Annotated in this window: 10 protein-coding genes; 4 read left to right on the top strand and 6 right to left on the bottom strand. The window is 44.9% G+C overall.

Going from position 1 to position 13,306, the window contains the following annotated elements:
* Positions 1-60: 60 nt before the first annotated feature.
* Together phoR and phoB are read right to left on the bottom strand one after the other, a co-directional pair.
* Entirely contained in the window at positions 61-1,194 is a 1,134-nt protein-coding gene (gene phoR / locus IQ457_RS03295; RefSeq protein ID WP_200662061.1) for a phosphate regulon sensor histidine kinase PhoR, read from the bottom strand.
* Between the two features lie 21 nt (positions 1,195-1,215).
* Positions 1,216-1,914: a phosphate regulon transcriptional regulator PhoB gene (phoB, locus tag IQ457_RS03290; RefSeq protein ID WP_200662060.1), complete on the bottom strand. Its 699-nt coding sequence runs from the start codon at positions 1,912-1,914 to the stop codon at positions 1,216-1,218.
* Between the two features lie 477 nt (positions 1,915-2,391).
* On the opposite strand from phoB, the gene pstS reads away from it, so the two are divergent.
* From pstS to pstB, 4 genes are all read left to right on the top strand, one after another.
* A complete protein-coding gene (gene pstS / locus IQ457_RS03285) occupies positions 2,392-3,537 on the top strand; it encodes a phosphate ABC transporter substrate-binding protein PstS (RefSeq protein ID WP_200662059.1) in 1,146 nt (381 codons plus the stop codon).
* Between the two features lie 218 nt (positions 3,538-3,755).
* On the top strand, positions 3,756-4,706 hold the full coding sequence (gene pstC / locus IQ457_RS03280; RefSeq protein WP_200662058.1) for a phosphate ABC transporter permease subunit PstC: 951 nt from the start codon (positions 3,756-3,758) through the stop codon (positions 4,704-4,706).
* 101 nt (positions 4,707-4,807) lie between these two features.
* Positions 4,808-5,725, top strand: coding sequence for a phosphate ABC transporter permease PstA (pstA, locus tag IQ457_RS03275; RefSeq protein WP_200662057.1), 918 nt, complete (start codon positions 4,808-4,810; stop codon positions 5,723-5,725).
* Positions 5,726-5,837: 112 nt separating this feature from the next.
* A complete protein-coding gene (gene pstB, locus IQ457_RS03270) occupies positions 5,838-6,716 on the top strand; it encodes a phosphate ABC transporter ATP-binding protein PstB (protein WP_446737526.1) in 879 nt (292 codons plus the stop codon).
* A 97-nt stretch (positions 6,717-6,813) separates the two neighbouring features.
* Here pstB and IQ457_RS03265 read toward each other — a convergent pair whose 3' ends face one another.
* The 4 genes from IQ457_RS03265 to IQ457_RS03250 form a co-directional block, all read right to left on the bottom strand.
* The gene (locus tag IQ457_RS03265) at positions 6,814-9,291 is read right to left on the bottom strand and encodes a copper-transporting P-type ATPase (RefSeq protein ID WP_200662055.1); all 2,478 of its coding nucleotides are present in this window, start codon (positions 9,289-9,291) and stop codon (positions 6,814-6,816) included.
* 306 nt (positions 9,292-9,597) lie between these two features.
* Positions 9,598-10,215 (bottom strand): DUF411 domain-containing protein, encoded by a 618-nt coding sequence (locus tag IQ457_RS03260; protein WP_200662054.1) that lies wholly within the window; start codon positions 10,213-10,215, stop codon positions 9,598-9,600.
* A 602-nt stretch (positions 10,216-10,817) separates the two neighbouring features.
* Positions 10,818-11,543 (bottom strand): DUF3726 domain-containing protein, encoded by a 726-nt coding sequence (locus IQ457_RS03255; protein ID WP_200662053.1) that lies wholly within the window; start codon positions 11,541-11,543, stop codon positions 10,818-10,820.
* 13 nt (positions 11,544-11,556) lie between these two features.
* Positions 11,557-13,299: a hypothetical protein gene (locus IQ457_RS03250; RefSeq protein WP_200662052.1), complete on the bottom strand. Its 1,743-nt coding sequence runs from the start codon at positions 13,297-13,299 to the stop codon at positions 11,557-11,559.
* Positions 13,300-13,306: the final 7 nt, after the last annotated feature.

Genomic DNA, 13,306 nt, shown 5'->3' with positions numbered 1-13,306 from the left:
TATTTTGGCAGCCAGTTTTTTACGCTTCCTGCTTCATATGCCCATGAAAAACTGCATCGATTAGCTAATAGTTGCAGAGCGAATATGAGCAGTAGGAAATACAGCGCTAAAGGTTGAGCCTTTGCCTTCTGACGACTTAATCTGCAAAGTCGTGTCATATTGATATAACACATGCTTTACAATCGCTAGCCCTAACCCTGTACCACCTGTCGCTCGACTACGCCCGCTGTCTACTCGATAAAAACGCTCGGTCAACCGCGCGACATGCTCCGGCGCAATACCAATACCATCATCGCTGACGGCAAAGCGACAGCCTTCTGCCACTTTTGCCCAACTGATGACGATGTTACCGCCTTTCGGCGTATATTTAATGGCATTGATAACCAAATTGGATAACGCACTGTTCAAATACATCTCCGAGCCGTAGAGACCATCATAGGTATCTATCTGCAGGTGCAGCGTATGACCATATTCTTGGTTATACGCCTGCGCATCATCATAGACATGGGTGAGCAGCTTGGTCATATCAATATAATGCAGCTCATGTGTCTCTTCGATTTCAATTCGAGACAATAGCAATAAGTCATTGACCACTCTATTCATGCGCGCAGTCTGCTGTGTCATTAGCTCAAACCCGCGTCGCCATTGCCGCGGCACATCTTCTTGATCGGAGAAATTCTCTAGGTAACCCATCAGCACAGTCAGTGGCGTTCGCAATTCATGCGAGACATTGGCCACAAAGTCGCGGCGCATTTGCTCTAAGTGTTGTAAGCGGGTCACATCATAAATAATCAGCAGCTTTTCATCGCCAAAAGGCGTGAGCTCACATTTAAGATAACGGTTAGGATCTTGCCATGACTTCATATGTACACCATCATTGGGTGTCACCATGCTCTGATAGTATTGCCGAAACTCAGGAACGTTAATAAAGTCAAAAATACTTTTGCCATGATCCGCTGACTGCAACAATAATAAATCTTCGGCGGCCTGATTCCACCACTCCAAACCATCGTCACCATTGAGCAAGATAACTGCATCTCGTAATGCGCGTAAGGCACTTCTGATTTTTTGAAGCTGATCGGGAGAATTTTGCTGCAAGATTTGATGGTCCTGTTGTTTTTTACTTTTTTGCTCTTTATTTTGTTGTTCTTTATTTTGTTGAGCATTTTCTGGTTGGGCGTTTTTTTCAAGCATTGTTATGCACACCTCTTATCTTTATTGAACCAAACTAGAAAACCGATAACCTGTCCCGCGCACCGTTTGAATCAAGGTACTACAATCGTAAGGCTGGAGCAGTTTACGTAAACGCCTGATATGCACATCAATCGTGCGATCTTCGATATAGACATTACCGCCCCAGACCTGATCGAGCAATTGAGTGCGCGTATAAGCGCGCTCTGGATGACTCATAAAAAACGCCAGTAATCGATATTCTGTCGGCCCGATATCGATGACTTGATTGTCAGCGGTGATGCGTTGGCTTTTGGGATCGAGGCTAAGCTTACCTATTTCGATCGGCTTATCACTACTAAGCGCACGACCACGGCGTAATACCGCTTTGATTCTTGAAATCAATTCACGCGTTGAAAACGGCTTGGTCATATAGTCATCAGCGCCCGCATCAAGTCCATGAACCTTACTATCTTCCTCACTTTTTGCCGTTAGCATAATCACCGGTATCTCGCCCAGCATTTCATCACTTTTTAGCATGCGGCAAAAATCAATACCGCTTTTATCGCCTGGTAACATCCAATCGAGCAAAATCAGCGCAGGTCTGTGATCGACCACTTGCTGATGTGCCTCTGCGACGTCAGCCGCTTCTAAACTCTCAAAGCCCGCCATCTCTAGCGTCATTACCACCATCTCACGAATTGCAGGTTCATCTTCTACAATCAAAATCTGCTCACTGCGCATACCATAGCCTTATTATTAAATGACAAAGTTGAAAGTCAAAGTTAAAAGACAAAAACGTAGAAATAAATAAAACAATATTAAATGCCAATGCCTACCCATTAAACGGCTTAATTATGACAGTTTAATGACATTGAGTTTGAAATCCGCTTTTACGAAAACGCCTGCCCACATCATAACGACTTTTGCACAAGATATCAGCCGTCATTAGAAGCATTTCTACCCTTTATCACACGTCTATTTTAATTAAATGACTTTTTTCATAAAAATGTCTTATTTCATCAAACTGTCATATTTGCGCGGCACAATGGGCTCATCGACCACCAAGCGTCTTTGCAGTAAATCATTTTTAATAAAGCGTTATGAACAAAGCAGTATGAATAAAGCACCATTTATAAAACATCGAAATCAGCTCTGTTATTTATAAATATCCAATACTCAACTATGTTTACTTAATATCATTACTTTTTAGGAGAAATAATGCGTTATTCATTAATGGCTTTAGCCGTCGCGAGTACCTTGACCTTAGCTGCTTGTAATAAAAACTCCAATAGCAATGAAAGCAATGAGCCAGCTACTTCGGCGCAATCAGCCCCCGCCTCTACCGACAGCGCAAACGCTCAGTCGACAGACAATGTGTCGATGAATATCACCGGCGCAGGCGCCTCTTTCCCGCAGCCTATCTATGCTAAATGGTCAGATGCCTATCATAAAGCAACTGGCGGTCAAGTGAACTATCAGTCGATTGGTTCATCGGGTGGCATCAAACAAATCGTCGCAAAAACCGTTGATTTTGGCGCGTCCGATGCACCGATGACGCCAGCTGAATTAGAGGAAGCCGGTCTGATTCAATTCCCGACCGTTATTGGCGGCGTGGTACCTATCGTTAATATCGATGGCGTTGCGCCTGGTCAATTAAAGCTCGATGGAAAAATACTCGCTGACATCTATCTTGGCAAAATCAGCAAATGGAATGACCCTGCCATCGCAGCCATGAACCCTGATTTAACCCTTCCTGACGCCGCTATTACCACGGTATTCCGCTCAGACGGTTCGGGCACAACCTTTAACTTTACCGATTACCTAGCCAAAGTCTCAAACGACTGGAAAGACAGCGTTGGCGTCGATAAAACCGTGAAATGGCCAACCTCGGCAACCGGTGCTGGCGGTAAAGGTAACGAAGGCGTTTCAAGCTACGTAAATCGTATGAAAAACTCTATCGGCTATGTCGAATACGCCTATGCCAAGCAAAATGGTATGTCACACGTTGCCCTAAAAAATGCTGCCGGCAATGTCGTTCAACCATCTGCGCAAACATTCGCCGCCGCTGGTGACATCGATTGGTCAAAGCAAGAAGGCTTTTATAAAGTCATCACCAACTCTGAAACGGCTCAAGCATGGCCTATCGCTGCTGCGACATTTATCTTAGTCCATAAACAACCAAAAGACGCCAAGCAAGTGGCGGGCGTCCTTAACTTCTTTGACTGGGCTTATACCCAAGGCGATGATGATGCGATGAGCCTTGATTACGTGCCTTTTTCTGATACGGCCGTGGCTTTATTTAAAGCGAAATGGAACGAGGTGGTAGATAGCGAAGGTAAGCCTGTTTATACCCCAGCGCCATAAGTCGAGACCTAGTAAATCGAACACAAGCAAGTCAAGAATCAGCCAACTGATGCCGCCAAGCAAATACTGAAAAGCATGTTTGCTTGGTGACGTCTTAGCCATAATAAATTTAATGATACGTCGTTAGAGTAAACAGTTTATTACGGTAAGACGCTACAGCCAACACCAATAAGCGTCAACACAATAAAGCGTTAGATCGATAAACAATAGAGGCTTTTATGGCAGACCTAAAATCCCAACTGGCAAAACAAAAACGCTTTGACGCGGTATTTGTCAACGCCACCAAAGCATTTGCAATATTGGTACTCTTGTCGCTTGGCGGCATCATGCTGTCATTGATTGTCGGTGCGTGGCCAAGTATCACTAAGTTTGGTTTGGGGTTTTATACCAGCAATAACTGGGATACGGTAAATGATCAATACGGTGCGCTTGCACCCATTTATGGGACGGTGGTCACCTCTCTTATCGCTATCTGTATTGCCGTGCCAGTCAGCTTTGGGATTGCTATCTTTCTAACGGAACTTTGCCCCAATTTTTTGAAAAAGCCACTGGGAATTGCTATCGAGCTACTCGCAGGTATCCCTTCTATCATCTATGGCATGTGGGGCTTGTTTGTCTTTGCGCCGTTTTTTGGTGATCATATTCAGCCTTGGTTTATTGAACATATTGGTCCTCTGCCTATTATTGGCAAGATTTTTACCGGTGCGCCGATGGGATTGGGGATGTTTACCGCCTCGTTAATACTGGCGATTATGATTATTCCCTTTATTGCCGCCACCATGCGCGATGTTTTCTCTGTGGTGCCAGACCTGCTAAAAGAATCGGCTTACGGCATGGGCGCCACTACGTGGGAGGTGATGTTTAAAATCATCTTACCTTATACCAAAGCAGGTGTGGTTGGCGGCGTGATTTTGGGACTTGGTCGAGCGCTTGGCGAGACGATGGCCGTGACCTTCTTGATTGGTAATGCCTTTAATATCAGCCCAAGCCTATTTACGTCTGGGGTGACCATTACCTCAGCGCTGGCCAATGAGTTTGCCGAAGCGTCAAGTGAGTTGCATTTAGCGTCATTACTACATTTAGGCTTAATACTGTTTGTGATTACCTTTATCGTTCTATCAATATCTAAGCTGATGCTCATGCGTATTGACCAAAAAGCAGGTAATTAAACACCCTATTTTAATAGCCAACAAAGCCAATGAAATCAAGCTGAAACAAAATAAACATGTTATTTGCAGCCATAATTTGACCTAAGAAGGACAAACACTTCATGACTTTCGCACCAGTCACTACTCAAACGACCCAATCAAGCCGCCAGTCTTCTGTACGCTTTGAAGATCGCTACAACAAGCGTCTTTATAACAAGCGCCGTTTTATCAATAGACTTGGGCTTGGTTTCGCTTTATCAGCGCTTGTATTTGGTTTGTTTTGGCTGATTTGGATTTTGATTACACTGTTTATTGAAGGCTTTCAAGGTCTAATCGAGATGCCCATCTTTATGGCAGATACCCCGCCGCCGATGGGCGAAGGCGGTCTACGTAACGCCATTGTTGGCTCAGTGATGTTGGCTTTTTCGGGTTTGGCGATTGGTGCGCCAATCGGCATGATGGCGGGTATTTATTTAGCAGAGTTTTCACAGGGCAGTATGCTCGGTAAAGTCACCCGATTTTTAAATGATATTTTATTGTCGGCCCCATCTATCGTGATTGGTCTGTTTATTTATGCCCTGATGGTCAAAGGACAGAGCTTTTCGGGTTGGGCCGGGGCATTGGCATTGGCGCTGATTGTCATTCCTATTGTCGTGCGTACGACGGAAAACATGCTAAATCTTGTACCTAATACCCTGCGCGAAGCGGCTTACGCACTAGGTACACCAAAATGGAAGCTGGTCAGTACCGTGACGCTGAAGGCTGCCAAAGCCGGTCTGACTACTGGTGTGCTGCTCGCTTTTGCGCGTATTACCGGTGAGACCGCGCCCTTGCTATTTACCGCGCTAAACAACCAGTACTTTAGTACCGATATGAGTGAGCCAATGGCTAATTTACCCAATACGATTTATCAATTTGCCATGAGTCCTTATGACAACTGGCATACACTGGCTTGGGCGGCGGCGCTACTCATTACCGCGACAGTATTGCTATTAAATATAGCCGCGCGCTTTATCGGTGACAAACATCATAGTAGATAGGTTAAAGCGATTACACCTCTAAGAATATAGCCAAAAAACCCTTACTTAACAAGACTTTAAAAAAATGGAGACCATTATGACGGATGTACTAGAAAGAAAAGCAACTAAGCTAATGACCAATACCAACAGCACGCGCCGTTTACTGGATGATGTGCTGGCCAATCATGGTCAATATCAACAGCCAGATATTGGCCGTTTTATCAAGCAAACGATGGCAGATATGCCAGACGACATGCCACCTACCAAGATTGCCGTTCGCGATTTGGATTTTTATTATGGCGATTTCCAAGCATTAAAAAATATCAATATTGATATTGCAGAAAAAAAGGTTACCGCTTTTATTGGCCCATCAGGCTGCGGCAAATCAACGCTGCTACGTACCTTTAACCGTATGTACGACTTGTATTCGAGTATGCAGGCTAAAGGAGAAATCACCCTTGATGATCAAAATATTTTGACAAAAGATACCGATGTAAATTTGCTGCGAGCGCGTGTTGGTATGGTCTTCCAAAAGCCCACGCCCTTCCCGATGTCCATTTATGACAACGTCGCATTCGGCGTCCGTCTTTACGAAAATCTCAGCAAAGCAGAATTGGATGGGCGTGTCGAGTGGGCACTTAAAAAAGCGGCATTATGGCTGGAAGTCAAAGATAAACTCAAAGCGTCAGGCTTGTCACTATCGGGCGGTCAACAGCAGCGACTTTGTATCGCTCGCGCAGTAGCAACGAAGCCTGAGGTTTTGCTCTTAGATGAGCCAACCTCGGCACTCGACCCTATCTCTACGGGCGCGATTGAAGACTTGATTAGCGATTTAAAAAACGACTATACCATTGCTATCGTCACGCACAATATGCAGCAAGCCGCCCGCGTCTCCGACTACACCGCTTATATGTATTTGGGCGATATGGTAGAAATGGGCGAGACAAGCCAGATATTCAACAGTCCCGCGCAAAAAGCGACCAGAGATTATATTACTGGGCGTTATGGTTAAATCATCTGAGCATAAAGCTAGATAACTTTGTCCTTATTAAAAGCATTGAAATTGAAGTTCTCTCTTGACGATAAAATGGCTAAATAAAACGTCTTTATCATAACTCTAATCGGCGTAGTCTTAGTGCGTTTCCAATGACCGATACTGACGATAAGCTCATCGCTGCCGCCGCTATCATCGGGCTAAGCAATAGTCCAAAGGCTGGGTATAGCACGCCTGCGGCAATCGGTACGCCAATCGCGTTATAGACGAAAGCGAAAAATAAGTTTTGTCTGATATTGCGCATGGTCGCATGGCTGAGCTTATGGGCTTTGGCAATACCCATTAAGTCGCCTTTTAATAACGTCACCCCTGCGCTCTCCATGGCCACGTCCGTACCTGTACCCATAGCAATACCGACATTCGCCTGCGCCAGTGCTGGCGCGTCGTTGATGCCATCACCTGCCATCGCTACCAATTTACCGTGGTCTTGCATCTCTTTGACAATACGGTTTTTGTCCTCTGGTGACACATCGGCATGCACTTCATCAATGCCCAATTTATTGGCGACGGCCTGCGCAGTTTTTTCGTTATCGCCGGTTAGCATGACGACTTTTAGCCCTGCCTTGTGTAGCAGTTCTATGGCATCAGCAGTACTTGGCTTAATCGGATCAGCGACCGAAACCAAACCAGCTGCTTTACCATCTATAGCGACAAACATTACCGTTTCGCCGTCTTTTCTACGGACGTCGGCTTTAACGGATAGCTCCTGATCAAAACTGTTTAAGCGTTCCATCAGCTTTGAGTTACCGATGGCAACTTGTTTGCCGTTTACTACCGCTTGTACACCCTCGCCCGTGGTTGAATTAAAGTCATGGGCTTTAGGAATGGTCAGCGATTTATCCTGAGTAGCTCTCACGATAGCCTCTGCTAAAGGATGCTCGCTTGCGCTTTCTACCGCAGCAACCACTGCCAAAAACTCGTCTTCATTTTGACCTGCCAGCGCATCAATTGCGGTAAGTGCAGGTTTACCAGCGGTTAGCGTGCCTGTTTTATCGACAACGATGGTATCGACTTTTTCCATCGTCTCTAAGGCTTCAGCGTTTTTGATAAGAACGCCGTTTTGCGCGCCCATGCCCGTACCGACCATGATTGACATGGGCGTCGCCAGCCCAAGCGCACAGGGACAGGCGATGATAAGTACCGCAATCGCATTCACCATGGCATAAGCCATTGCTGGTTCAGGGCCAAATAACGCCCAGACGATAAAGGTGATGATAGAGGCGATAATGACAATAGGCACAAACCAGCCTGCCACTTGGTCAACCAAACGCTGTATGGGCGCGCGGCTACGCTGGGCATCGGCAACCATTTGTACGATTTTGGACAACACCGAATCTGCGCCAACATTGACCGCTTCAACCAATAACGTCCCTGTACCATTTACCGTGCCGCCAGTCACAGTATCGCCCTGCTCTTTAGATACTGGCATCGGCTCACCCGTTACCATGGATTCATCGACGCTACTACTGCCATCGATTACCGTGCCGTCTACGGGTAATTTCTCGCCAGGTCTGACGCGCAACTTATCGCCGCTGACGACTTCATCAAGTGAAACCTCTGTCTCTTCGCCGTTTTCATTGACGCGTCTTGCTGTCGGCGGAGCGAGCTCAAGCAACGCCCGAATGGCCCCTGACGTCTGACTTCTGGCTTTGAGCTCAAGCACTTGACCAAGCAGTACTAAAGTCGTGATTACCGCTGCTGCTTCGTAATAAACGCCGACTTGTCCAGCGCTATCTCTAAAGCTATCTGGGAATATACTGGGAAAGAAAGTTGCCACAATACTAAAACCGTAAGCTGCGCCGACGCCAAGCGCAATCAAGGTAAACATATTTAGATTGCGGCTTTTAATAGACTGCCAACCACGTACAAAAAAGGGTGCTGCGCCCCAAACGACAACGGGAGTCGCCAGTACCAATTGTATGATTTGACCAAGTTGCCCTGAGATATCAAACGAGCCAATTTGATCGAGATTTATCCCAACCATATCGCTCATGGTATAAATGAATAGCGGTAAGGTCAGCAGCGTACATATCCAAAAGCGCCGCGTCATATCGTCGAGCTCTTCGGTATCTTCTTCACCTATGGCGACCGTTTCTGGCTCGAGTGCCATACCGCAAATCGGACAGCCACTATTTCTAACGTCTCTGACCTCAGGATGCATCGGACAAGTATAAACCGTGCCATCGTAATCTTCGGGCACTTTGTCGTATTTACCGCCTTTGACCGACTTGACTTCAGCGCTGCTTTCGTTACTCCCGTGACAATGCGTCTGGTTGTGTTCATGGTTATGATTGTTTTCATGGTGATGATTTTGATGACTTTGATAATTGTCACTGTGGTTATGCTCCACGTGGCTTGCGCCATCTATCTCGTCTTCAGGCTGCAAAAACATACCGCATATCGGGCAATCACTTTTTTCAACATCTCTGACTTCAGGATGCATCGGGCAAATATAGACCGTACCGTTATAATTTTCTGGCACTTTATCGTATTTGCCACCTTTGATCGTTTTTTTATCAACCGTATGTTTCATAAAATCCTTCCTTGAAGACGCTAAGCGCAGATGACAAGCAAAGCTTCTGCTCACTTATCATCAACTCTTGGCTATATCATCAACCTTTAACCAATGTTTCTAACTTTTACTTATTACGTAGGTACTTAAGCAGCCCCATAATCGTCAGTATCAGCACTATAAAAATCAGTAGCATAAACAATCCATAAACGAGAGACCCGCCCTAGCCCATAGCGTGCATCATGAGAATCATTACAGGCTCTCCTTATTTCATTACTTTATAATTAGTCATCATAGAGCGATACAGGACAAAAGTCACCTTTTCAGCTATAGCTGGGCGTTGGCACTATCAATCTCAGCATATACCGCTGTGCTACCGTCTTTATTGATTTGCATCACTTGATAGGGTGAAAATTTATTTTGGTACTCCATACCAGGGCTACCCATTGGCATACCGGGTACGGCAAGGCCAATAGCATCGCTTGGTGGATTGGCTAGAAACTGGGCTATATATTTGGCAGGCACATGACCTTCGAATACATAACCATCGGTCGTGACTGCCGTGTGACAAGAGCGCATATTACTAGGGACGCCATAGCGCTCTTTAAAAACAGCTAAGTCGGCGACATCTTGTCCCGCCGCAGTCATACCGTGATGTTCGGCATGGCTAATCCACTCCTTACAGCAGCCACAATTGGCATCTTTATAAACCGTCGCAGAGACGTTTCTCAGCGCATCACTGTTACTGCTAGAGCTCGTCGACTCAGTTTTAGACGTTTGGACTTTTGAATTCTGGCTGTCTGTTGCCGTCTCTACAGGCGCTGTGGTTGCAGCAGTGGTATTGGTGTCGTTACAAGCAAATAACGACGATGTCACTGTCAGTAGGATAAGCGCACCAAACAATTTATGCTGCTTAAAAGTTAAGTTATGGTTATCAGGTTTCATACATACCCTCTCGTCATTTATTGTTTAATGTCGCATGTGATATTTATAATCAAAAAGAGCTGTCTTTCATTTTTAAATTTGGAGCAATACGTTAAGCGTTTGACCCGATATCACGACACTATCATCATACATGCATGATACATGAATCCTTCTGACTAACAGATGACGTTAAGATTACAATATTGTCATTCTCCCACTTTGAAATTTTCACAGATAATTTATTTGACAATTTTTAAGAAAAAACAAAAGGGCAGTACTAGCGCGTGTCTTCATTTTAAAAATGGTGATAAAAATGAGATAAATTGCAGTCAAACAAGGAAAATAGCGCCGTTAATATCGGGATATTACCTAGCTATTTGATGAAGTTTGGCAAAATTTAGCCATTTTTAGCCCATTTAGATGTCCATCGATTGAATTGAAGACACGCCCTAAAAACAATCTGCAAATAACAATATTTAAAGCAGCGGCTATAACAGTGCTCTTGATAAGAAAAGCGATGAGATCTTGCATAGGATATAGAGAAAGGATTGAGGACTGCGTCACTGCTTATCCTCCATTAATAGAATAAGCAGCGATTATTTATATAGACTGGACTTTATCTCTTATACACCCCCAGCCCCTTTATTTGACGTCTCATTATCTTCGACCAATATTGCCGCCGCGCTTTTTTTGAGCGTCGCCCACTGCTCATCATCGACATAAATGCCTTCTTTCCAAGCGCGCTGATGGGTTTCAAACAATTCATCCGTCGAAATCTTACGATCAAAATGCTGAATATCCTGCTCAATATCAAAGTTAGCCGTCGATAATTCAATCACCATATCATTGGTATCGTAGTTGTCCTGCGCCTCATTAAAAAAATACAAATCAGGATAAACAAACCTTTTATCTAAAGTGAATACCGTATGCTTAGGAGCGCTACCATTATCCCATTTAGCGAGACATGCAAACCCTTTTGAGGCCAGTTTTGCAAGCTCGCTGTAGGCTAGCCAGCGGTTATGACAGTTTTTTAGATAGATTTTAAAATGCTCGCGATCGCCCATTTTTTCAAGCGCATAGTCCATCACCGCAGGCAGATGACAAACCAGACTGCTACCATGCAAATCTAAAATAACCTCACCCTCAGCTTGATGCACAATATCGATGGGCATATCACGCTCAGATAAAATAAACGGACTGGCATTATTAAAATGCAAAATACCATTAAGCCCCGCCATTTGTAGCTCTGCCACCATAGAGGCGATCAGGTCTGCCTCGCCTACTTCACGCTGCAACCCTAAAAAGGCTTTATTGACCATGGTCACGATTTCATTGTGCGATACAATCATGTCTTGATACTCCTTATTGGGCGGCTAATGGTAAAGTTGATAAGTCATGTGTTTTTGGCAAAAGAGGAAATAGCCACTCATCGCTATCTACTTCATCGAATAATGGCGCGCCTTGGAACAGGGTCACGCGTACCCAACGATCTGAACGCGGATCAAACTTGGTGGCCCCAAACATGGACAATTTACAGCGCAATAAATGCATCGGTAGTGCGGTTTTTTGCAAGACATTAATCTGAATGTCACCCATCTTTTTATGACCCAACGTCCAGACGCGTCGGGCGATGGTGCGGTATTTTGGCTGGGTTAAAATGAATTCAGACAATAGCTGCTGAGAATTAGCTTGTTTTAGTGCTAAATACAGGGTATTCGCTTGGCGGCCGATATCTAACAAAAATTCTTTATCATCGCCATGCTCTTGGCCGCGCACGCCCATTCTCGGCTCTTCTTTATCTTCAGAGCGATACCAAAACCAATAGACATTCTCTTCGGCAGAAAAATCAATACTAATCGCCCACTGATAACGCGCTTCCAATACTTCAATTAAGTCTTGAACCACTTTACCACTAGGCAATGACATGGTTTCATCAGCATTTACTTGGCCGGCAAATCCATCCACACGCTCAGGATATAGCTCCATCATACAAGAGATAATAACCTCTTGGCTCTCAAAACTGAGATAATCGTTGCGCTGTAAAAAATCCGCCCACGTGGTACATTTTTTCAGCTCAGATGTCAGCTTGCTTTGTAATTGGGTTAGCTCCGTCACAATCGTATGGTTAAGCAGAATTTGTGGCTCGTTAATAGTCACCACTTCTGAGAAATGCTGAATAGCGCGATTCATCAAGGTTGAAAATTGCGCTATTTTATTATCATCGGCTTCAAAGTCGATATCGCAAACCAATACCGCTTGCAGTGCCGCTTCACGCGTACTTAACCATTGATCTACCACACAAGGATGATTGATCAAATAAGGCGCCATACCAAGACCGGTGGCATTACCGATACCTAAGTAGCGTTTAATCTCTGGATGTAGGCTGACAGCCTTATTACCACCTCTTTTCTTCGCCAAATAATCCACACAATCAAGACTAAATTCTCGGATAAGATACACCGCACACATCTGCGCGCGAAAAGATTGGTTAAAATCTTCACTATGATCCAGAGGTTTGAAATCGTAAATACCAAACTTACCATTGCCATAAACCGCGGTGGTGCGCAAGATATAACCGACTTTGGCTAGTACTTCTAAATCAGGCTGTTTGCCATCGGCAAGTGCGCTGACAACATGATCAAAGACGCGCACGCTTTTATTAGCACGAGCCAGCACCATGACCATGTTTGAGTTGCGACCGGCTTCTTGTAGTGGCACATTAACTTTTAGATTTGCTAATAGCTCATCGCCGATTTCGCCGTAAACCAAAGCAAAGGTCACATCCCACTTTTGCGCAATCACGCGGTCATTACGCTCTTCATCAGCGATTTGATTGCAAAATACCACCAAATGATAAATATGCTCCGGCGTTTGCAAACGATAAATCACTTGTCCGTAGCCGTCATCATCTAAATCCCAAAGATGTTTGCTGAGCGTCCAATTTTCTTGATCGATTTTACGCAATAGCGTGCGTACAAAGCTGATCCGCGTTTGGTGCATCGCGCCCAGTCTTTCAGAGTGCATCACCACATTGGGGGTACGAAAGCTGACCGCGTCTAGCTTGGCATTTTTCAGCATTTCGCTGTTTGGCAAAGTATGTTCCATATAACTA

The sequence above is a fragment of the Psychrobacter sp. M9-54-1 genome, from assembly GCF_016613355.1.
In the GTDB taxonomy this organism is placed as follows: Bacteria; Pseudomonadota; Gammaproteobacteria; order Pseudomonadales; family Moraxellaceae; genus Psychrobacter; species Psychrobacter faecalis.
The sequence above is the reverse complement of the archived record's forward strand: the minus strand, read 5'-3'. Positions and strand labels throughout refer to the sequence as shown.